The following is a 21570-nucleotide window of genomic DNA, read 5'->3' as shown; positions in this document are numbered from 1 at the left end:
TCGATTACGTTCTCTCGATAGATAATCATCAGCATTGCGCTGACGTTCAGCCTCGAGCTGACCTCTCAGATAGTATCCACATCGGCAAACTTCACGAGCGCGGTACTCCATTTGACCACAGCCAAAGCATTTTATAGCCGTCGCATCGTTTTCTAGGGGGCGCGAGATTTCACCATCCCGAGAGACACCCCCTCGAACTGCGGCTCTAACCTCTGTTTCACTCAAACGCCTCATGCTGCCACAAGCCTCAAAACTCGGTCAACATTTTCAACTTCGAGTGTATAGCCCGTTCTATTCTTTTTGAATTCAGCCAAAAAGAATAGAACAGTTTCATCGCGCTTTTCCGGGCGTACAGTCATCCCTAATTCAAGAATTCTCTCATCTACAACCTTGCCTATAAGCAAGGTATTTTCTGCGATTATTTTTTCATGCTCAGAAAGACTCTTCTCGCCTTCACCCAACAAAACCCAGCTCGGGTCTGCTTGAAATTCTCGGTGCAACGTCAGCAATATACTTGAAGGAAGATCGCGTTCGCCTTTCATATAATTGTGAAGCGAAGCACGGCTCACACCAAGCACTTTACAGAAGTCCAACTGCCTCAGTCCTGCTTTTTTTCTTATGGCCTCAATCCTAGCGCCTAGATCTTCATTCGACACTACAAACTCCACAAATGTATACATACATACAAATACGTCTACAAATTCATTGACTTTGTTACAATAAATACGTATGTAGACATTATTGTATAACTGCTAACATTGTAAAACAGCAGTTCACAAAATTAAACGAATTTCTTGGAGGTGTCTGTGAGTTGCCTTGAAACACCCAAAGAACTTGCTGCTCGTGTCGGTGTCCCCGTCTCTGCGGTTCGCTTGCTGATTAAAGCTCAACAACTAGATCACATTTACTTAACTCCCGGACGCAGAAATCCCAAGATTCCATCCGGAGCTTGGGAACGCTGTATCGAAGAAAATATGGTGAAAGCATGCACGGAAAAATCATCAATCCCTACCTCGAAAGAGACAGAAAGAGCCCAAAAACTGGCAATTGGTACATTTTCTGGACTGAACAAGGAAAAGGGAGCCGAGAGCGCTCGACTCGTACAAAAGATCGCAAGGCGGCGGACTTAATCTTCGCAGAGTGGAAGATTAGAAACTATAGCCGAGGGGATGCTCTACCTTGCTCGGAAGTTCTAATTACTGATGTCATCGCCAAATATCTGACACGACTAGGCGATGTGGCGGAAAAAGATGCAACGAAAAAGGCAGGTTTCGAGCGTGCTCAGTATGCCGCTATCCCACTGACGAAATATTGGGAAGGCCGTTTCGTGTCTGAAATCGATGAAGAATCCTGTGAAGAATTCGTACAGTGGCGCCAAAGTGCTAACGAAACAATTCGCCGTGACTTGGGTGTTCTAAGGGCCGCCATCAACAAATCCGTAGGTAAGCTACTTACAAGCAATGTGGAGGTTTATCTTCCCCCAAAAGAAGAGGGTAGGACGAGATTTTTGACCTTTCGAGAGGCGAAAGCGCTCTTGCGAGCGATCCAAAATCGACCAAAATCTGGCGAGCATTTAGAACTTTATTACAAGATCGCTGTGCTAACAGGGAAGCGGAAAGAAGCCATTCTCTCCCTTAAATGGAGTGACATCGACTTTGTGTCAAATTACATCGACTGGAACCCAGTTGGCAGGCGAAGGACAACAAAGCGGCGGCCAAAGAATAAGATACCAAAGCGTCTACGAAAATACCTAATCGCCAGAAGAAAGAAATATCCCGATGACGAGTATGTAATCACCTACCAAGGTAAGCCGATCAAGGATGTGAGGAAGGGTTTTGCAGCTGCGGTAAAAGAAGCTTTTGGTGGCGAAGACGGTGATGAGACAATAGTGCCCCATACACTCAGGCACACCTGCGCAACTTGGCTAATGCAAAAAGGTGTAGATCATCACGTAGCTGCAGGTTTTCTAGGAATGTCGGTCGAAACACTCATCCGAGTTTACGGACATCACCATCCAGACTTCGAAAAAGGGGCGGCAGAGGCATTTTAATGTCTCCGGATTTGTTCCGGATGTTGTACGGAGCAAAACAGCACAAAACGCACTAAATCACCGCATAAAAAATAATAACATACTGAATTTAAAGGATAATAAATGGACATCTTATCTCCGAAGGCAGAGGCCGCAGGTTCGAATCCTGCCGGGTGCACCATATTTTTCAATGACTTAGAATCACAATCAACACTGCCAAATTTGGCCTTGCCTGCACCGCCTCCCTCAAAGCTCGTTAACGTTTGAAGGCTGGTAGCGACAGTGACATAAAATGCAGGTATGCTCCTGGTTGAAGTCGTTTTCTACGAAAACCAATCATACCAGCCCCATAAGACCACAAGCTTCAACGAATACAGTGTGTCACACTCGGATCGTTGCAGCCTTTCTCTGGTCTTGGGCGTCGTGAACGTAGCATATTGCTCAGTGACCTTAGCTGCCATTTGGCCTTTTGCTGCACAGACTGCCGTAACTAGGCATCAATTCCAAGGCGATCACATCAAACTTGTTCCTAAAAGCTGAAAGTACAAGTTCGCTGAGCTCGGGATTAAGACTTGCAGGACAAAGTGGATCCAATGGCGTCTAATCTCAAGATCGTTTTGCTTACGGTATATTTGCCAGCATCTTCAAAAACACGCGATTGGTTTTACATGAATGTCAAAGAGCCGAAGGAGGCATTGCTCTAGCAGGCAATGCCAACGCCAGGTGTAGTGTGATGCTCTAACCATCGGGCAGGTTTACCCGGATACGATGTCCATCTGGATCGAGCGCAACGAAGGTGAGGCCAGATACGGCTTCTTCCAATTCTTGCTCGATTTCGACGCCAATTTCGCGCCACTGGGCGTAAAGATTTCTCACGATTTCTTCGTTTTCGACTTGGAACGCCAATTCGGAACGATGGCCCTCACCGCCAGATACAAAATTTTTCGCACTGGTCGACCAAAGACCAAATATAAGGCCATTATCGAACTCAAAAGCCTGATATGTCGGGAAACCAACAGGCGGTTCTCCGATTATTTGTTCGTAGAACTTTGCGCTTTCAAGCGGGTCGGAGACATACAGGATGAATAGGTTTGGAGTGAGCATTTTAAAGTCCTCGTGGTTAGTGATGAGATAACTTTACAGGTGACACTGCCAAATAATGGCAGTATCTTTCACTATGCGCACATCTCGATTGCTCCGTCTGCTTCAGATCCTCCGAAAGTCCCGATACCCCGTGTGCGGTCGTGAACTCGCTCAGGAACTGGGCACCAGCCTTCGGACCCTCTATCGCGACATTGCAACGCTCCAAGCCGAAGGTGCTGACATTGAGGGCGAGCCAGGCGTCGGGTACGTCCTGAACCAAGGCTTCTTCCTACCCCCGTTGATGTTTTCCGAGGAGGAAATGTTCGCCTTAATGCTCGGCATGAAGTGGGTTTCGAGGTTTGGTGATAAGCCTCTTAGCGAGGCATCAAAACAGATAATTGCTAAAGTTAAACGGGTCGTGCCGGAGACTGTGCTGGAGGCAGTTGCGGCGATACCAAACGGGGTTGGTAATCCAGCCGAAGAAACGTTTACAGGAGAAGATTTGGGTGATCTAAGGGAGGCAATACGGCGTGAGCGCAAGCTGAAGATCAGGTACAAAAATCCAGCGGGTGTAGCGTCTGAACGGATCATTTGGCCCATTGCAATCGGATATTTTCCAAATAGCCGGGTTTTGGTCGGCTGGTGCGAAGTCAGCGAAGGTTTCCGACATTTTCGTACAGACCGCATTCAGTTCCGCGTGCAGTTGCAAGACGGGTTCCCCCGAAGACGAAGTGATTTGTACATAGAGTGGCAGAACGGACAATCAACGCGTTGAACTCTAGACCATTTGAGTTATTTATCTGCCGGCATGTAAAGTGCAACAATCAGTAGTTCGGGCTCTAATTACTTAATTTCTTATTTAGTATCCGCGCTATCGTATGCTGGGAGAAGCTCTTTAGAAAGCGAGCGTAATCTCATCTGCAAAGACCGGTCACCCCTTGAAGGAAACTCTCCGGTGTCCTCTCCTGGTTGGCGCGCGTGTCTGTTCTGGGTGCTCTCAACTTTACCTTGTTCTGGACGCTGCTTTTCGTTGCCGCCCACCGCTTGCCAGTAGGCATTGCCGCAACAGTCGGCGCAGTTCAACCGCTCATCGTCATTTTCCTGACCTTCCTCATTCTGAGCCCCCACATCACTGAAACTGTACTTGCAGCTGCAGTGATAGGGATTGGCGAAACGGTCTCTATGGCGCTGGCACAATTTAAACGGAACTCATTTAACTTGGGGTATTAACGCTAGCATATCAACACCCGCAAAGGTTAGCGCACTCCACCACTCACAGCTTTGGCCAAATGCGCTTGCGCGCACCGCAACAAGCAAAAGGCTCTCCGCTTTTCTTAGGCCAATCCAGCGCCGCTGAGCCCCCCTATCTAACCATCAAATATAATGGTCTCAGAACTGAGTGATATGCTGAAGGGAATGCTCCAACAGTTTTGCTAGGCTTTCTCCCTCTCAAAGCCTTGAAACACATCGTTACGATCAATAGCAGTGTGACCCCGAAATTCCGCTTCCCGGGTTTCCTCGCGTTCCATTTGTGCGTACTCCAGCATTTTGTTGCGTTTGCCGAATAAGAAGACGCGAATATCTTCTGCAATCGCAATAAGTACCGGGATAAGGATCAGGGTGATCAGTGTTCCAAAGATTTCGCCGTAAGCAAGTGAAACAGCTGCGGGGATTAGATACATAGCCTGCTCTGAGGTCTCACGGATCAGTGGCATAAGGCCTGCTACAGTCGTTGCGGTGGTCAGAAAGATCGCCTGAAAACGATCTGTCCCGCTACGCTGTGTGGCCTCAAGATGGTCGACCCCATCCTCACGCAGGTGGGTGTAGTGGGTGACCATGACGAGAGAGTCGTTAACGATCACCCCTATGAGCGCTAGTAAACCAAAGATGGACATGAGGCTGAACGGGATGCCGATAATGACATGACCAAGCACAGCTCCAACAATACCAAAGGGCACCACAGACATGATAATAAGTGGCATGAAGTAGGACTTCAATGGAATTGCTAGCAAAACGAAGATGAGGAAACAGGTGATGATAATGGCGCGGTTCATACTTCCTTTAACCTCACCCATTTCCTCCAGCTCGCCGCCCCGCTCCACTTTCACGCCAGGGTACCGCTGTTGGAGTTGGGGCGCAACAACGGTAAAAATTTCCTGACCAAGCTCGGCCGGAGCAACGATCTGTTTGTTAATGTCAGCTTCAATAGTCGTGACCTGATCGCCATTGCGGCGATAGACGTGTCCAGGTACATACCGGGCTTCAACTTGCGCAATTGATTGCAAAGTGACCCATGTTCCCGTTTGGCTTTTCAGACGAGTTTGCAGCAAATCAACAATAGCATCACGTGCATCCAGTGTGTTGCGAACGACAACGCGCACTTCGTTGTTGCCACGCTGAATACGCTGCGCTTCACCGCCACCAAACTGATGTGAGACCTGACTTGCAAGTCGTTCAGCGGTAAAGCCCAGATGACGCGCTTCTGGCTTCAACGTCAAACGTAGCTCGGGTTGCCCAGCTTTGAAACTATCGCGAAGGTTATTCACACCATCACGCTTTTCCAGCTCTGCAATTAGCTCTGCACTTGCCAGGCGCAACTGATCGACGTCTTCGCCAATCAAACGGATCTTGAAACCACCCCCAATCTCTTCAAAGCCTGAGAACGTGAGTTTGGAGACCCCTTCCAAAGTACCGGTGCGTTGCTTCCATTGGTTCAGAATGTCTACGGTTTTGGCATCCCCACGCTCATCCAGAGGACGAAGCTCTGCATAAATTGCAGCTGTGTTGCTGTCTGAGACCACGCGGAAGACATTTTGCAAGACCCCTCCAGCGTGCGGTCGCTCCTCTTTGTATGAACGATCGATGGCTTGTACCATGTCCTCGATGGTGGTGATGTTTCGCTTTGTCAACTCAAATGGTGCGCGTGGGTCCATCTCCATGTTTACGACAATGTACTGCCCTGGAATTTCCGGGAAGAACACAGAATGGATCTTACCCTTATACATGAGACCAAACACAAGCGCCGCCACAGCAATGAAGCCAACAAACACAGCATAGCGTTGGCGTAACGCCCACCCCAAAACGTGGACATAAATGTGATCGCGGAACCAGAATAAGCCCCCCCGAGCGAAGCCCTGAACTTTGCCCCAGGCTTTGGACATTGGGTTCTTTTTTTTCTCCTCAAGAGAGATGTATGCCAGGTGTGCTGGCAGGATGAACTTACTCTCAAACAGCGAGAACATCAGCGCGAGGATAACAATGCCGGCAAAACTGCCCAGTACTTTACCAAGCTGGCTCCCCATAAGCAGCATTGGGAAGAACGCAGCTGTTGTTGTCAGCACACCACAAACGGTTGCAACGGCTACCTTGCGAACACCCTCCGCTGTACCTTTAAGCGGATTGGCGTAGCGCTTGCGCTGCTCGAACACGCTTTCGCCTACCACCACAGCGTCATCCACGAGGATGCCAAGGGCAATGATGAGGCCAAAGGTGGTGATGTCATTCAACGAATAGTCAATCCAACCAAGGGTACCCACAGCAAATGCGCCAGCCAGCGATACGGGAATACCCATAGCTACCCAGAAGGCCAGTTTGACGTTGAGAAACAATGACAGCATCAGCAATACAAGGGCTAAACCTTGCAGGGCGTTTGAGCTGAGCAGACTTAGGCGGTCTTCGATGTAATCGCTTGAGTTACCCCAGATGCCGATTTCTACGCCTGACGGCAGCGTTTTCTTGAACTCTGCAATGATCCGTTTAACATCCTCAGAAACATTGATGAGGTTATCTTTCCGACCAATGAGGATTTCCAGACCAACGGACTCCTTGCCGTTGAATCGAGCTTCCATATCGATGTCAGCAAACGCATCTTCAACAGTTGCAATGTCACCCAGCCTTGTTGTGGTGCCATCTTCCCATTGGATGATCGGTATGCTTTCGAAATCCGCTTTGTAGTAGGCCTGACTGTCGGCACGCAGAGAGATATAGCCACCTTCAGTCTTCAGCGTGCCTCCCGGGAAGTATAGTGAAGACTCCTGAATTTTCTCCATCACCTGAACAGGCGTGAGGTTCAAGCGCTCCAGCATGTAAGGTTCCAGACCAATTTTAATTTGCTCGGTCTGCAAACCCCACTGCTGCAAGCGTGACACTTCCGGGCTGGCAAGCAGTTTGTTACGCAGCTGTCGCGCGATACGTTGTTGTGTCTTAAAGTCTGCTGCTCCATAGACCTGAACAAACATGGCTGGCATATCCATGTTGTTCTTTTCGATCACTGGGCGCTCCGCCTTTTTGGGCAGGTTGTAAATACCGTCCACTTTCAGGCGGATATCATCAAGCAATGTGGTCAGCTTTGTATTGCTGGTCTTTTCAACAGAAATGACAGAAACACCTGGCTGTGAGATAGAGCTTACGTTCTTCACCCCGCTCAGGTCTTCCAATGCCTTTTCGATCTTGCGGGTAATCTGCTTGTCAACTTGCTCAGTGTAAGCGTTGGGCAGGGTTGTCGTAATTGTAATTGTATCCGCTGGAAGCTTAGGAAACCCCTCGATACGGATTGTCATCAAAGAAGACACGCCGGCAATCAGGATAAATGCCATTATCAGGTTCGCAGCAACCGGGTTGCGTATGAACCAGTTTGTAAGCCAATTCATGAATTAGTGCCCCGCTGGTGTTGGTGTCACGTGCTGACCTGGCAAAAACGCAGCCATTGGCAAGTGAACAAAACGTAGTTCTTCTTGATTGCGGAGAACTTCCGGCATTTTAACAGTGATTTGGGTATCATTGCGGGAAACAATGGATGCCTCAAACCGCTGCAGTTCGTCCCTTTGGTCTAAAAACCAAATGTAACCTTCTTGTGTGAGAGATGAAGCAGGGAGTTTCAGACTATCTTTGATGACTGTACTTTGCAGTTGAACTGTTACGAACTCACCAGGCAGCACAGTCATTTCCGGTGTGTTAAGCACCTCCAGAAACAATTGATAGCGTCTGGATACAGGGTCGAGAAAACCCCCACCTTGTTGAATTTGCGCAAGACCAATCAACTCTTTTGCTTCATTGAAAATGCGGGCCGGTTTGTCCTGCCATTCTTTCTCCAACAGGTCCCACTGTTTCTGATCCAGTGAGACCGTGATGTCCAACTGCTCTGCATCCAACAAAGTAAAGAGAGTGTCACCAGCAGAAATGCTCTGCCCCACGCTCAGATGCCTCTTGGTTACAAAACCTGAGAACGGTGCTTTTATACTTGTTGAATCCAGATCATACTGAGCGACCTCGACACGTGCGACTTCCGCTTGCAATGCCTTTTCCGCAACGCGCAGCTCTGGAATATGCACCGCCATTTCCGGAGGTTGCTTGCCCGGGTGCAAAGCGTTCCAGTTCTTCACGGCAAGAAGATGCTTGTTCTGTTTTTTTTTCAGATTGAACTCAGCTGAAGCGCGCTGATACCTTGCATTGTCCAATTGCGCTTCGTAGATGCGTTGGTCAAGCTGCGCCATCACGAGCCCTTCCGTCACTTGCCGACCTTCAAGAGCTTTTGGTGAAACGGAGAGCAATGTGCCAGACACGCGCGCTTTCAGATCCGCTTTCCAACGGGGCCGAACCTCGGCAAACACTGAAATGTAACCCACATTGTCTGATGGCTGTGCATAAACATAGCTCACGATCGGCAGAGCGGCTTCTGCAGCACCATCATTCACATCGCTTGTATCTTCCAAAAAAGAAACGTAGGTACCTACAGTAGCCAACAACACAAGTGCAGCTAAAAACCATAGAATTCGCTTTGACATTCAATGCTCCCGAGCAAAAGTCACAAAGGCTTCTTTATGAGAAAACTGCCCAGCAGCGAGGCAGTAGGCTTCATCTAGCGCACGTTGATTGTCTAGACTTTCTATTTGTGAGACGATCTTGTATCACATCACTAAGTAAAGAGACAAGTACGTCTCATAAAGAGGAGTGGATATGTTACTGCGTGACAAAAGAGTCGTTAAATCTCGCAGGGCCCTGATCGAAACCGGTATCACCGAACTGCCGCAAAATCCTTCTGCAACCCTCACGGAAATTGCAGAGATTGCGGGTATTGGTCGTGCTACGCTTTATCGTCATTTTGCCTCTCGTGAGGTGTTGATTGAAGAGATTTTGAAGGTGAGTCTTGAGGATATCATCAAGGCCTTGGCCCCGATGGACAAAGAGAACCTACGGGGGAAGCGGGCGATGATCCGCGGGCTTGAGCTGCTGCTACCCCTAGCAGACCGGATCCGGTTCATGGCTACGTTTTGGGTAGAGGCGGACAAGGTTTTGAGTAAAGACTACCGCGCCGAGTGGCTGGATGGGGCAGCTATTGAGGCAGTCGAGCAAGCAAAAGAAGACGGCGATATCCGCAAAGATCTGCCAACTCGCTGGATTGCTGATTGTTATGACGCGCTCATCTTCTCTGCATGGGAGCTGGTTACCGAAGGTGAAGTGACCACTGATGAAATGACGGCTCTCCTGGCCACTACTTTTTTTGAAGGTGTTGGGGTAAAGCCTGCAAGAGCTTAGGGCAGATAAGCTAGTTCTCACTATCGACAGTAATATCAAGGCTTCATCACTTTTTCTCCAAAGCAGCGAGCCAAAGGATTTTTCAAGAAGGAAGCTCATCAAGTGTCTCCTCTGAACGAGAGGGCGAAATGGTAAGGCGTGAGGTGATCTCGTTCAGTCTGACAAACTGTTGGAAGGCCAATGGCAGCAAGTAGCTTCCTTCGACAAATTCAAGAACATAGGCGAGGATGGCGAAGATCGAACCAGGTGTTGCCTGCCCACCAGATGCGGCAACCCAGAGCGAGCCAAGCACAAGGGCAATTGCAACCAGGTCAATCAGTGCAAAATTGCGCGCCTCAAGGTCCGAGAGGCGAATGGACCAGCGCGTCATACACTTGAAATGACATTGCATCTTGAGTGCATTTCTCTTTTCCAACGTCAGAACCTGTTTTTCGTGCTGATCATTCAGCCCACGATTAAGTCGGAAGATGCGCTTGTGGCTGATGATGTAGATAAGCCCGATTATCCCGGCAGAAATCAAACAACCGACTAAAAGGTACAAGTCCACGATGGAAAGCATCAGCAGCGCCCCGGCAATCTTGATCACAGCATTATAACTTTGCGTCAGCTCTACTTCGACAAAGCTCACCATTTCGTGGATTTGCTCTGATCGAGCAGACAATGAGGAGACCGACTGTCCCTTATTCCAACCATTGACCGCATTTTCAGAGGCAAGCTTGGCATAAATGCTGCCGTAACATCGTGTGTCGAAGAACCTGCGACCCGTTCCGACAACAATACCGCTAACAAGCAAACTACCGAGCCAGAAAACAGGCGTAAAATTACCGGATAACAGCCCGTCAATTGCCAATCCCAGTAGAAAAGGGGTCAACACCATAACCACATTCTCGATGCTGAGCAGCGTGAATATGAATACTAAGGGCATTTTGAAACGCCTAAAAATTGACCAAAGAACATGTTCACCAAGCATTACTCAACACCCAAAGCAGACTAAGTTAATTCCGTTAATAATGAGACATATTCGTCTCATAGTGAAAAATCAAGACAAATATGTCTCATTTTTATTGGTGTGCTTGTATTGTCTAGAAAGTCAAACTGGACAATTCCAACACTTCTTAAGTTAATTTTTTCGTATTTCTAAGAAGCACGGGTGCGCAGTAGGAGCGGAGCCACTTATAAACGACGGTCACCTGCGCAAACAGGACACTTCTTCAATCCGATAGATCAAAGGCTAACCGTGCATTTGCTTATAATATGGACCTGGCAGGTGACTTCATCAGAAAAGTTAAGCAGCTATATTAGTAAATTAATCAAAACTGGCCTCTAGTCTTTCACAGGTCCCAAAGGGTGGAAGTCACGCTGGCCCAAAATGGGCCGAAATTGCTGTCTCACTGATGACCCGGAGCCAGATCCATTATGAGGAAATATTTCAATTGCATTGAAATCACGGAGGGTGAGGAACTCACCAGGATCAGAGAGGATGCAAACCGGCTCATTAGAGATCAAGCAATGCCATTACGAAACGCGTTAGAAGAGCTTGAGGTTCATTTGCGCTTCTATCGTGTACCAAAAGGTCAATGCATTGTTGAGTTTGGCTTTCCTGCTGACACACTCATTCTGGTCATTTCTGGCACCGTAGGCTTACACTCGGGAGAACAGGGTAAGGAAGGTGAGGTCAGACGCAAAGTGCATAAAGGGGGGCTGATTGGTGGCGTTTCCTACATTATGGCTGCTCAAAAGTTTCAATGCTCAACCAGAAGGCTCGTTGCAGAAGACGATGTCATCATCGCATACATTGAATGGGACAGAAATGGAAAATTCCCTGTATCGGATCAGGGCAACCGACTTATATCTGAGCAAATAGGTTCACTTGAAAAGCCACTTACCGTGTTCCAAAGACACTTTCTTTTGGAAGAGTTTCTACTGAGTGAGCAACGTTTGCGCGCTTTCGGTATGATTATGATGGTCACTGTTGTTGCGCTCTCATTTCTGAATGTGATCTCCACATTCTCAACCCGCTATATCTTAGACATTCATGAATATAGCAACGTAACTCAGATCACACCATTTGCCTTTGCTATGATCACAGCCCCGATTTTGTACGTATATACACGACAAATGCGACTTCCTAAGCTTATGAGAGGGTTGTATTTTTTCAACATATCAACGCAGCTTGTCTGGGCACTACTTATAAGCCTGCCACCCTTTGTCGCAATGGTGGGTGTGCGAATGTTACTTTATCCCTCTGAAGCTGCTTTCTCGATCTTTGCCCTTTCAGATGAGACCCATTTTAAATATGAAACCCTATGGCTCATCAACCTTGGGTTTCTAGGCTACATCTTCTTTCTAGCTCCGATTCAGCAATTTCTATTCCGTAGCTGCCTGCAGGTTTCACTGGAAACTGTTCTGGGCGCGCGCCAACCTTACTCCATGCCTCTTTCGAACCTAATTATCGCAATATGCTTCTCAGTATCTCACATTATGTTTAATGTCTGGGCAGTTCTGTTGACGTTTCCAATCAGCTTATATTGGGGTTGGATTTTTCAACGGAAACGCTCACTTCTCATGGTTATTGTAAGCCATATCCTCTTAGGCACTGCTGCATTTTATTGGTTTGGACTGATCAGACCAAATTAGGGCGCAAATTCTTTGCAATAAAGCCTAGGAATACCAAAGAGCCAATAATGGTCGCTGGGTTTTAGGGGCGCCTGGTGTGCTATGTTGAGTATCTCGATGCCTCAAACTTTGTCTTTGAACAAGACTGGTATGCAGTTCTATCAAAGAGCGCCTTAGGCAAGCAGGTTACACACTGTTCAAATCAATACATCCCCAACGCGCTAGAACATCTAGCTTTGACCGCACACTGGCACTTTTTCTATATACCGGAATTGTAAGTACGCTCCCTCCAACGATCATTTACTCTCAAAATATTGTGTAATTTGAAAATATTTAATGCGCTTTACTGCATATATTTTCATCTCATAAGAGTATCCACATCACAAAAGCAAGTTGCACTCTGCATAATAAGCATAAAATATGAAATAATTTACAATATGTAATTTTTAATTACACAGAATAACAAGGTAAACTTTATTACCTTACATATATATTTGTTTTACTTAAATAACAAAAATAATTCTCCTTGAAAAGGAGGGCAATTCATGCTGTGGATTGCGACAACCTCCAATAAGAGAGACCGTCGATGAAAACCCTATTATTTGTCGCAGATGCTGGAAGTGGTCATCGGGCTACTGCAAAAGGCTTAGTACAATGTGCTCCCGAACATATGCGGCAAGGTATCTCTCTTGTTAACCCATACAAGGAGATATTTTCACCATCATCACCCCACCTAAAACGAAGAAAGTTTTCGCTTTCTGATATTGTCATTTCAATCACCGGCATAATGGGAGAACGAATTTATAATACCACGCTATCCAACCTAAAGTTTCTCGGTCCATTACACCGTATTTTAGGGCCACTCTCAGTATACATTCTAGATAAGAACACTACACGCATTAATGCTATTTTTCTTGATTATCTATCCCATGAAAAGCCTGATTTAGTGATCAGCGTTATCCCAATTTTCAACGATATTTTGGGACAGCAAACCTCTGCTTTAGGCATCCCGTTCTTAGTCGTCATGAGTGATCTAAAAGAAATATACGCCGATACATGGATCCCTCATAAAGCGGATTATTTTTGTACCTTTGGTCGCTCTGCCTACAAAATATCGCAGAAAAGAGATATCAAGAAGCCGTTTTTATTAAGTGGCCCCGTCTTGAGAACACCTTTCTTTCACCAGCACCCAATTCACTCCAAAAGATTAGCCGCTAAACTCAAATTGCATTCGGACAAAGCGACCATCGTTGTTTTTTTTGGAGGGTATGGCTCTCCGAAGATGTACAATATTGCGAAGTGTCTTGAAAACGCATCAAGACCTATACAGGTACTCTTTCTTTGCGGACATTCTAGCCATATCCAAAGAAAGATCGATAAGATGGAATTATCATATCCAAAGTTGACTTTTGGTTTTATCAAACATGTGGACCGCATCATGGAGCTCAGCTCAATTATGATAGGAAAGCCTGGTCCTGGAGCTGCATTAGAAGCGATCGCCAAGGGTAATGATGTCCTATTAGAACTCAATAAAACAACGTTGCCGCAAGAAGTTCCCAATGTGGAATTTGTAGAGAGCCTCGGGAGAGGTGAGCACTATGCCAACCATGATGATCTATTACCTAAATTAAACAGGATGTTGGAGAATTGGTCTCCTGATCAGAAAAGAAGAGCTTCTCCCTTTAGATCAGATCTTGAAATCAAATCGATCCTAAAGCAAATCTCACAAGATATTGAGCAACGAAACCCAGATTAGCAGCTTACTTCTGGCATGAGGCCCAAGTTCCCTCCGCTGGTGGCTGGAGAGTAAGAACATATTCAAAGCTGTGAAACCTATAGAGAAATCGCCAACTTTCACATCGGTAACCGTCCTCCGAAGGCAGAGGCCGCAGGTTCGAATCCTGCCGGGTGCACCATATTTCCTCATTAAACTCAACGTCTTAATGTAAATTCTGTTTGCAAGCAGTGTTGTGGAGTGTTGGGCGCAATCAGCGGTGGGTGAAATGAAGCTAAGGGTGGTTACCATGTGTGGGCGGCATAGGCTGCTTAGGTGTGAAGAGACTATCAGCTTAGTAAAAATAGCGGCGAGAAAGCTGCGCCTCAGCTCACCTTGGCAGATACGCCTCAAGCAGCTAGTCCTTCTTATAATAACTGGTTAGAACAAAAATCCAACTAACTGATTTGTATCGCTGTCGCGCTTCAAATGTGACCCCACCCTGAATATCTAACCGCAAGTTTCGCCTGAAGCCACGCCATGAAGAGTTTGCTGTTTACCCCCTTCGACGAAGACAAATCTGCGCCCTGTTTAGGGTGTCATACTTGAAACAGGCTTTTTGCTACATATACTTTAGGGAATGATCGGAACCGACTTCCGTAGAGATTCTGCAGATAAGCTGGCCATTTTCGCGGCCTATTCCATAAAATGGATGCTGATTTTAGAGTAAAACTACACAATAGAAATTCATAGGTATGTTTGCATCACAGGTATAGATGAGAACTACTTTATGAGGTCTTCCAAAATCACATGTGATTGCGCTCCTTCATGTGTTTATGACTTTCTTGAAGGTAATTATGGCGCATACACTATAAGGAGATAAGATGTCTGAGGATCCAATTGTTGTCACCGGTATGGGACTCGTAACTCCTCTCGGGTGTGGGGTAGATCCTGTATGGGAAGCGTTATTAAGTGGTCGATCCGGCATACGAGCCAATGACCGTTTTGAAACGGATGATTTGCCAACCCGTATCGCCGGTCTTATTCCTGACCACACAGAAAATGAATTTGGCCTTGATCCAAATAGTGTTGTGAGTGTGAAGGATCGCAAAAAGATCGACTTGTTCACGCTCTATGCGCTGGCCGCGGCTGAGGAAGCTTTGACACAGGCAAACTGGTCTCCTGCAACACAGACGCAAAAGGACCGGACAGCAACAATTATTGCCACCGGCATCGGCGGCTTTCCAGCCATTACGCAAGCGGTTCGCACCCTCGACAGCAAAGGCCCACGCAGGCTCTCTCCTTTTGTCGTCCCGCAGTTTCTCGGCAACCTTGCTGCAGGCAATATTTCCATTCGCTATGGTTTCCGTGGGCCGATTGGCTCACCGGTTACAGCTTGTGCAGCGGGCCTTCAGGGTGTTGGCGACGGCATGCGCATTATCGCCAATGGTGAAGCTGATGTTGCCCTTGTTGGCGGAACAGAAGCGTGTGTGGACCGGCTGGCGATTGGTGGTTTTAATGCTGCCCGCGCTCTCTCTACGGAAAATGACAATCCGGAAACAGCTTCACGGCCCTACGACAGCACGCGCTCAGGCTTTGTGCTTTCAGAGGGTGCAGGGTTGATGGTCATTGAGAAGCTCTCCCACGCGAAAAAACGTGGAGCCACACCGCTTGTCATCCTTGCGGGCTATGGCGCGAGCGCCGATGCCTACCACCTGACCGCTGGACCGGAAGATGGTAGCGGGCATGCGCTGGCGATCGGGCGGGCGTTATCTCACGCCGGGTGTAAGGCAGACCAAATTGGCTATATCAACGGCCATGCAACTTCCACGCCCGTGGGCGATTCTGGAGAAATAGCCGCCCTGCGCAGCATTTTTGGCGAGTCCTTAGCCAGTACGCCTATTTCCTCCACCAAGTCAGCGACGGGCCACCTTTTGGGTGCAGCTGGTAGTGTTGCAGCGATTTTCTCCACACTTGCAGTGCGAACCGGAAAATTACCGGCAACGCTTAACTTCAAGTCCGCTGATGCTGGAAACGAAGATCTGGACTTTATTCCGGACTTGGGACGGACAGCCAAAATCGACCACGCCCTGTGTAATGCCTTCGGCTTTGGTGGAGTGAACGCCTCTTTGGTTGTCAAAGCGATAGACGCGCCATAGGTTCAGGCGTTTTAGAGCGGGCTCCACATCAAACAGGTTGGAGCCCCTTTTCTTTCTATGACTGAGGCTGGTGGATTTTCTGTTTTGTATAGGCTGATAGCTGCATCACGAAGGCACCTAAGTCACGTTGAAGGTTTTCAAAGTTCGGGAGTTTTTCAAGTGTCTCTTCATTCAAATATAGGCCTCTATTGACCTCGATTTGAACTGCGTGCCAGTTTTGGGATGGGCGTCCTGTGTGAATAATCAGTTCGGCCCCTTTGTATGGGTCATTGATCTTCACATCGTATCCAAGACTGTTAAGAATATCTCGAGCTGCTTGGATATATTCAGGGTCACACGTCGTACCATCGCGATCGCTCAGGGTGATATCAGGACGCCTTTGCCCTGCCCCGTCTTCATACATAACGGTCGAAAATTGCTGCATGCTGTGGCAATCGAGATGGTAAGCGACACCAAACTTTGTTTGAGCCTGCTCCATCAGCCGTGTGAGTGCGTCGTAATATGGCGTGTAGTAGCTATCAATCCGGTTTTCAATCTCACCTACGCTCAGCTCTCGGTCATATAGAGCCTCACCTGTTGGTGACGCTTCTGTCCAGATTAAGCCTTTACCAAGATCACTGCGGGAATCTGGTTTTGTCTCTCTCCTCCAGCCCTTGATCCTCTGCGGACTGATGTTATCCGAGCTTCGGTTCAGATCTATATATATCCGCGCGAACAATGCCTCCAGAAAAACACCGCCCGTTTCTGGTGCCTTCTCAAAGAGTTCATGGACATAGCGGTCCTCCGCACGTTTATAAAGTGATGCTGGTACGCACGCCTTGAAGTCATCAGGATAAAATTCACCAGAATGAGGAGAGTCGAAGACCAATGGGCTGGTCACTGATGTCGGGCGGTGAACTTGGAGAATATTCTTAATGGATTGAGGCAATCTGTATCCCTCTCGTAACTTGAAGCTCACCAACCGTCATTCAAGCGGCAAGCAAAAACAGGACAGGAGGCAATTCTCCTTAGGATTGGCGAGGGTTCCTCCCAACCTCAGACTCTTAAGCGCTCAGGTCGGAAGTCTTCGAGCAGATGTTTTTCAGGTTTTCCCACTGCGGGTCGCTCAGGGTCGGCGTATTGGCGCTCTGCGGGTGTGAAATTTGATTTAGAGTATCAACGCGCTCTTGCGTCGATGGGTGGCTGGAGAGAAAACTCAGAGCTTCTTTCAGCGCGCTGTTGTGCTCATGCCCTTGCGAGACTTTCTGCAGGAAACTGGCCAATCCAGTGGGATCAACACCAGCTTTTTTCAGCATCTGAACCGCAAATAAGTCTGCCTCACGCTCCATATCTTTGGAATAAGAGCTATCGAGCATAGCTTCACCCACACTGGCGATGATGCTGCCGCCCGTGAAGTCTCCGATAAACATGGAAAAGACAATACCGGTTCCAGCTACATTTATGAGCCGCTGCATGGAATGGCGGTGTTTGACGTGACCAAGCTCGTGCGCCAGCACTGCTGCAAGTTCATCCGGACTATCAACCACTTCAAGCGTCTTTGAAAGGATAGTGATCCGACCTCCGGGAAGGGCAAGAGCGTTGGGTATCTTGCTTTCAACCATTGTCATCACCGGATCAAACGGCAACTCCATACCCTTTGTGAGGCGCTTTGCCATTTGCTCAAGCGCGGCTTGTCCTGAGGCGGCGTTGCAGATCTTCTCTTCGCTGAACGCGGGGATCAGCGTCTCTTCTACATTCTTGCCAAGCTTTTCCTCCCAGGACTTCGGAACGTTGTGGACGGCGTATTTGGAGAATGCAGGGAGGAAGTAAATCAGCGCAACAGCAATCAGAGCGATGGATGCCAGGCTGCCAAACACGATCTTCTTGGTGTTTTCCCGCTTTGGAAGGCCTGCCACCAAGCGGATTTTCCGCTCAACGGTTTTAGCGAGTTCATCCTCAGTGATCTTGATGTAAGCGGTAGTTCGGGCCGAGTTTTGCTCTACAAGCATAACCGTTGGAGAGCTCCAATCACAGTGCAGTTTCGCAGCAGGCCAGCGCACATATTCCTGATCGCCCGCCTGATCTGTCAGGACCATCTCATCATAGTCAAACCAGATCTGACAGTTGCGTACAGCTGCAGACATGCCGTCAAAGAACTCAGCGTTTCCAAGCAGTAGCTTCATGGTCAGATCACTTCAAATCCTGCATCAAGTGTATCAGCGAGCCCCATGCCGACTGCATTTTCCAAATCACCAGCAGCAATTGCATCCTTTACGCTGTGCGCGTTGATGACTACCATGCTGCTCATCTTCCACTCAAACAGCATAACTTGCAAAACCATCATGTTTGCGAAGAGAAGCACACCGTAATAAAGGGCAAAAACTGGCAGGAAAGCCAGGCTGAAAAAGCCATTCTGCGGCTCTAGTTGGACTCCAACGGTTAGAGCCAACACAGTACCAATCGCACCTACAATTGAAACACCCACGCCGACGAGCACGCCATGAATAATGTAGGCACCGTAGAATTTGGAAGCGCCGATATAGCTCTCAAAGCCGACATCGCCGATCTTTGTGGAGTTGACTTGCAGGCGGAAGATGCTTGCCATAGCAAGAGGCATTAAGAACACTGCGAGGACTAGAACTATAGGCAGCAAGGCAAGTGATTTACCTTGCGTGAATACTGTTGCCAATAACAAAATGATACCTGGGAAAAACAAGATCGCATAAACAAGTACCAATGCCCGGAAGTAGTCCTTCGCTGTCGCTGAATAACTGAAACGCTGGTTTCCGAAGTAACTGACTTCAGTCAGCATTCTGTCCAGCTTGGCCATGCGCCATGGTAAAGCGATACCCAAAGTAATGACTGACAAGATAGTCCAGAAAAGCCATGCGCCTACATAACGCCATGCAGAGCCTTGCATGTGGAAGCGAATGCCGCGCCAGCTTGTACGGGTCAGCAGGTATCGGCGGCGGCGGAACAGTGCGTAGGGTGTCAGCAGAAAACCAACAACAAACATGATACCGAAACCAACGATTGTTGCAATCGGCCCCATAAACTGGAGGCCGAAACCAAGCGCGTAGAATGGTATCAGGATCGCCAGAGCAATCAGAAAACCAATGAAAAGCTCTTTGCCCGTGCCATGGTAGCGAAGATGATCACCTTCCAGGTGGGTCGCGGACCAAAGAGATCTGCGCAGGCCCGTCATCGCCCAGAAGCGATAAATACCCAGCGTGGCAACCGTCAGAGTGACCCATGCCATAATACGTCCGAAGAACAAACCACCAGAAAAGAGAATATAACTCCGCTTTGGTGAACCCGGATTTTCCTGAGCAACTTCAATAGTCATGGCACGATCCAATTTATTTAAATAAAAACGTCTTTCTCTGTAATTCCACTCGTCAAATTACGCAAACACCCGAGGGTTGAGTGAGCATTATTCTTCTAAAGCAACTCTTAGGCTAACGAAAACAGGCGCATCTTTGCAGATGCGCCTGTGTCGAATCGATGCATGTTCTGCCTCTTAAACGAAGCAGTCCATGATTTCCTGTTCGCGAATGATACCGACCGGGCGGTCTCCGCGATAAACCGCGATTGGACCTGCGCTGTGGCGTTTCATTTCAATCACTTCGCGGATCATCTGCTTTGCTGTGCACTTTGGCATCTCTTCAACGCCCACGATCACATCAGCACTCATCTGCGAGAGATCAGTCATGACGTCTTCTGCATGCAGAACATTGAGCGGGTTCATGTGTGCGACGAAGGACTCAACATACTCATCAGCTGGTTTCTTCACGATTTCCTGCGGAGTACCGATCTGCACTACATGACCACCTTCCATGATCGCGATGCGGTTGCCGATTTTGGCAGCTTCGTCGAGATCATGGCTCACGAACACGATGGTTCTGTGTAGTCTTTCCTGCAGCTCCAGCAGCTCATCCTGCAAACGACTACGGATAAGGGGATCCAGCGCTGAGAAGGGCTCATCCATCAAAAGAATTGGCGCATCTGTTGCAAATGCACGCGCAAGGCCAACACGTTGTTGCATACCGCCAGAAAGCTCATGCACATACTGATCGCCCCAGTCACCAAGGCCAACAAGTTCCAATTGCTCTTCAACACGCTGCAAGCGCTCAGCTTTTGGAATGCCGGAAAGCTCCAGACCAAAACCGACGTTATCACGCACTGTACGCCAAGGCAGAAGGCCGAACTGCTGGAATACCATGGCAACACGTTCGCGGCGTAGTTTACGCAGGCGCGAGGTAGAGCAGGTGGTTGGGTTGACCTGCTCGCCATCATCAGCAACGAGCACTTCGCCACGGCAGACCTTGTTAAGTCCATTGATGGCGCGGAGCAGGGTGGACTTGCCAGAACCGGACAGGCCCATGAGAACGAGAAGTTCGCCCTGCTGGATGTCGAAGGTTGCGTTGGCAACACCAACCAGCTGGCCGGTTTGGTCCTGAATTTCAGCGCGGGTTTTGCCGGCGTCAATTAAGGGCAGGGCAGCGTCAGGCTGATCGCCGAAAACAATGGAAAGGTTTTTGAAGGAAACAACAGGATTGGTCATTTTTTGCCACCCTTATCTTCTGAGCTTTTGAAGAAACGGTCGAGCACAATAGCAATCAGAACGATTGCGATACCAACTTCAAATCCTTTTGCGATGTTCACTGTGTTCAATGCACGAAGTGTTGGCACGCCAAGGCCGTCCGCGCCAACAAGGGCGGCGATCACAACCATGGACAGGGACAACATGATGGTCTGTGTCAGGCCAGCCATGATATTAGGCAGCGCAAATGGAAGCTCGATTTTGAAGAGCTTTTGCCAGTAAGTCGCGCCAAAGGCTTCGCCAGCTTCCAGCAAATGTTGCGGCGTAGAGGCCACCCCGATCTGTGTCAGGCGAATAGAAGCAGGCAAAGCAAAGACCACTGTCGAGATCAGACCTGGAACAACACCGAGACCAAACAGGATCAGGGCAGGGATCAGATAAACAAAGGTCGGAATTGTCTGCATCAAATCCAGAACAGGACGCACCCAAGAGAAGAACTTGGGGTGATGAGCGGAATACACACCGACCGGAATGCCGATCAGCATACAAATGAAGGTGGAGCTTAGAATAAGCGCCAGTGTTTCTGTCGTTTCGTCCCAGTATCCCTGGTTGATGATCAACAACAGGCTGAGCGCGACAAACGCAGAGAAAACAAAGGACCGTCTGACAACAAATGCAAGGCCTGTTGCGATAACAACAATCCCGAGCGGGTGAGGGGCTTGTAACAGCCAAAGGACGCTTTCGATAAGGCATTCAATTGCAACGGAAATTGCATCAAAAAAGCCACTTGCATTGTCAGTGAGCCAGTCAACTGCCCATTTGGCCCATTTGCCGATAGGTAGTTTGTGCTCTGTCAGCCACTCCACGGGAAACCTCAGATTTTATTATTGTGTGTCAGCGCATTTGCGCCATG

General features: G+C 48.3%; 17 protein-coding genes. 7 read left to right on the top strand and 10 right to left on the bottom strand.

The window, feature by feature from the left end; all coding sequences use genetic code 11:
* Positions 1-230: 230 nt before the first annotated feature.
* Positions 231-656, bottom strand: coding sequence for a helix-turn-helix domain-containing protein (locus BMZ51_RS06750; RefSeq protein ID WP_161941215.1), 426 nt, complete (start codon positions 654-656; stop codon positions 231-233).
* A 329-nt stretch (positions 657-985) separates the two neighbouring features.
* On the opposite strand from BMZ51_RS06750, the gene BMZ51_RS06745 reads away from it, so the two are divergent.
* The gene (locus tag BMZ51_RS06745; RefSeq protein ID WP_068005044.1) at positions 986-2050 is read left to right on the top strand and encodes a tyrosine-type recombinase/integrase; all 1065 of its coding nucleotides are present in this window, start codon (positions 986-988) and stop codon (positions 2048-2050) included.
* Between the two features lie 717 nt (positions 2051-2767).
* Here BMZ51_RS06745 and BMZ51_RS06740 read toward each other — a convergent pair.
* A complete protein-coding gene (locus tag BMZ51_RS06740; RefSeq protein WP_068005041.1) occupies positions 2768-3133 on the bottom strand; it encodes a VOC family protein in 366 nt (121 codons plus the stop codon).
* A 55-nt stretch (positions 3134-3188) separates the two neighbouring features.
* Here BMZ51_RS06740 and BMZ51_RS06735 point away from each other — a divergent pair, with 55 nt between their 5' ends.
* Positions 3189-3887 (top strand): helix-turn-helix transcriptional regulator, encoded by a 699-nt coding sequence (locus tag BMZ51_RS06735; protein WP_068005039.1) that lies wholly within the window; start codon positions 3189-3191, stop codon positions 3885-3887.
* A 203-nt stretch (positions 3888-4090) separates the two neighbouring features.
* Positions 4091-4342: an EamA family transporter gene (locus BMZ51_RS24840; RefSeq protein WP_139201348.1), complete on the top strand. Its 252-nt coding sequence runs from the start codon at positions 4091-4093 to the stop codon at positions 4340-4342.
* A gap of 203 nt (positions 4343-4545) precedes the next feature.
* Here the strand turns inward: BMZ51_RS24840 and BMZ51_RS06725 are convergent, their stop codons facing one another.
* Positions 4546-7761 (bottom strand): efflux RND transporter permease subunit, encoded by a 3216-nt coding sequence (locus BMZ51_RS06725; protein WP_068005036.1) that lies wholly within the window; start codon positions 7759-7761, stop codon positions 4546-4548.
* Between the two features lie 3 nt (positions 7762-7764).
* Positions 7765-8895 (bottom strand): efflux RND transporter periplasmic adaptor subunit, encoded by a 1131-nt coding sequence (locus BMZ51_RS06720; RefSeq protein ID WP_068005034.1) that lies wholly within the window; start codon positions 8893-8895, stop codon positions 7765-7767.
* Positions 8896-9067: 172 nt separating this feature from the next.
* On the opposite strand from BMZ51_RS06720, the gene BMZ51_RS06715 reads away from it, so the two are divergent.
* Positions 9068-9646 (top strand): TetR/AcrR family transcriptional regulator, encoded by a 579-nt coding sequence (locus tag BMZ51_RS06715; RefSeq protein ID WP_068005032.1) that lies wholly within the window; start codon positions 9068-9070, stop codon positions 9644-9646.
* A gap of 82 nt (positions 9647-9728) precedes the next feature.
* On the opposite strand, the gene BMZ51_RS06710 is transcribed toward BMZ51_RS06715, so the two are convergent.
* A complete protein-coding gene (locus tag BMZ51_RS06710) occupies positions 9729-10616 on the bottom strand; it encodes an ABC transporter six-transmembrane domain-containing protein (RefSeq protein WP_068005030.1) in 888 nt (295 codons plus the stop codon).
* Between the two features lie 539 nt (positions 10617-11155).
* On the opposite strand from BMZ51_RS06710, the gene BMZ51_RS06705 reads away from it, so the two are divergent.
* From BMZ51_RS06705 to fabF, 3 genes are all read left to right on the top strand, one after another.
* Positions 11156-12283 carry a CPBP family glutamic-type intramembrane protease gene (locus BMZ51_RS06705; RefSeq protein ID WP_161941213.1) on the top strand — a complete coding sequence of 376 codons (1128 nt, stop codon included), beginning with the start codon at positions 11156-11158 and terminating at the stop codon, positions 12281-12283.
* Positions 12284-12848: 565 nt separating this feature from the next.
* Entirely contained in the window at positions 12849-14018 is a 1170-nt protein-coding gene (locus tag BMZ51_RS06700) for a glycosyltransferase (RefSeq protein ID WP_068005025.1), read from the top strand.
* A gap of 842 nt (positions 14019-14860) precedes the next feature.
* Positions 14861-16135 carry a beta-ketoacyl-ACP synthase II gene (gene fabF, locus BMZ51_RS06695; protein ID WP_068005023.1) on the top strand — a complete coding sequence of 425 codons (1275 nt, stop codon included), beginning with the start codon at positions 14861-14863 and terminating at the stop codon, positions 16133-16135.
* A gap of 55 nt (positions 16136-16190) precedes the next feature.
* Here the strand turns inward: fabF and BMZ51_RS06690 are convergent, their stop codons facing one another.
* The 5 genes from BMZ51_RS06690 to choW form a co-directional block, all read right to left on the bottom strand.
* Complete coding sequence (locus BMZ51_RS06690; protein WP_208979334.1) at positions 16191-17063, bottom strand: N-formylglutamate amidohydrolase; 873 nt, start codon at positions 17061-17063, stop codon at positions 16191-16193.
* A 115-nt stretch (positions 17064-17178) separates the two neighbouring features.
* Positions 17179-18297 (bottom strand): M48 family metallopeptidase, encoded by a 1119-nt coding sequence (locus BMZ51_RS06685; protein ID WP_068005019.1) that lies wholly within the window; start codon positions 18295-18297, stop codon positions 17179-17181.
* A gap of 2 nt (positions 18298-18299) precedes the next feature.
* On the bottom strand, positions 18300-19460 hold the full coding sequence (locus BMZ51_RS06680) for a DUF898 family protein (protein WP_068005017.1): 1161 nt from the start codon (positions 19458-19460) through the stop codon (positions 18300-18302).
* A gap of 174 nt (positions 19461-19634) precedes the next feature.
* Positions 19635-20678, bottom strand: coding sequence for a choline ABC transporter ATP-binding protein (choV, locus tag BMZ51_RS06675; protein ID WP_068005015.1), 1044 nt, complete (start codon positions 20676-20678; stop codon positions 19635-19637).
* Positions 20675-21523, bottom strand: coding sequence for a choline ABC transporter permease subunit (choW, locus tag BMZ51_RS06670; protein WP_068005013.1), 849 nt, complete (start codon positions 21521-21523; stop codon positions 20675-20677). The genes choV and choW overlap by 4 nt, the downstream gene beginning before the upstream one ends.
* Positions 21524-21570 lie beyond the last annotated feature (47 nt).

It is taken from the genome of Pseudovibrio axinellae (assembly GCF_900110875.1).
Lineage (GTDB): Bacteria > Pseudomonadota > Alphaproteobacteria > Rhizobiales > Stappiaceae > Pseudovibrio > Pseudovibrio axinellae.
This window is presented reverse-complemented; position numbering and strand designations above follow the sequence as displayed.

Excerpts from the sequence above, each read along its gene's own strand:
- BMZ51_RS06740 (WP_068005041.1), bottom strand. The coding sequence starts at position 3,133 with ATGCTCACTCCAAACCTATTCATCCTGTATGTCTCCGACCCGCTTGAA.
- BMZ51_RS06685 (WP_068005019.1), bottom strand. The coding sequence starts at position 18,297 with ATGAAGCTACTGCTTGGAAACGCTGAGTTCTTTGACGGCATGTCTGCA.
- BMZ51_RS06705 (WP_161941213.1), top strand. The coding sequence starts at position 11,156 with ATGCCATTACGAAACGCGTTAGAAGAGCTTGAGGTTCATTTGCGCTTC.
- BMZ51_RS06700 (WP_068005025.1), top strand. The coding sequence starts at position 12,849 with ATGAAAACCCTATTATTTGTCGCAGATGCTGGAAGTGGTCATCGGGCT.
- BMZ51_RS06715 (WP_068005032.1), top strand. The coding sequence starts at position 9,068 with ATGTTACTGCGTGACAAAAGAGTCGTTAAATCTCGCAGGGCCCTGATC.
- BMZ51_RS06745 (WP_068005044.1), top strand. The coding sequence starts at position 986 with ATGCACGGAAAAATCATCAATCCCTACCTCGAAAGAGACAGAAAGAGC.
- fabF (WP_068005023.1), top strand. The coding sequence starts at position 14,861 with ATGTCTGAGGATCCAATTGTTGTCACCGGTATGGGACTCGTAACTCCT.
- BMZ51_RS06710 (WP_068005030.1), bottom strand. The coding sequence starts at position 10,616 with ATGCTTGGTGAACATGTTCTTTGGTCAATTTTTAGGCGTTTCAAAATG.
- BMZ51_RS06735 (WP_068005039.1), top strand. The coding sequence starts at position 3,189 with ATGGCAGTATCTTTCACTATGCGCACATCTCGATTGCTCCGTCTGCTT.
- BMZ51_RS06720 (WP_068005034.1), bottom strand. The coding sequence starts at position 8,895 with ATGTCAAAGCGAATTCTATGGTTTTTAGCTGCACTTGTGTTGTTGGCT.
- BMZ51_RS06725 (WP_068005036.1), bottom strand. The coding sequence starts at position 7,761 with ATGAATTGGCTTACAAACTGGTTCATACGCAACCCGGTTGCTGCGAAC.
- BMZ51_RS06680 (WP_068005017.1), bottom strand. The coding sequence starts at position 19,460 with ATGACTATTGAAGTTGCTCAGGAAAATCCGGGTTCACCAAAGCGGAGT.
- choV (WP_068005015.1), bottom strand. The coding sequence starts at position 20,678 with ATGACCAATCCTGTTGTTTCCTTCAAAAACCTTTCCATTGTTTTCGGC.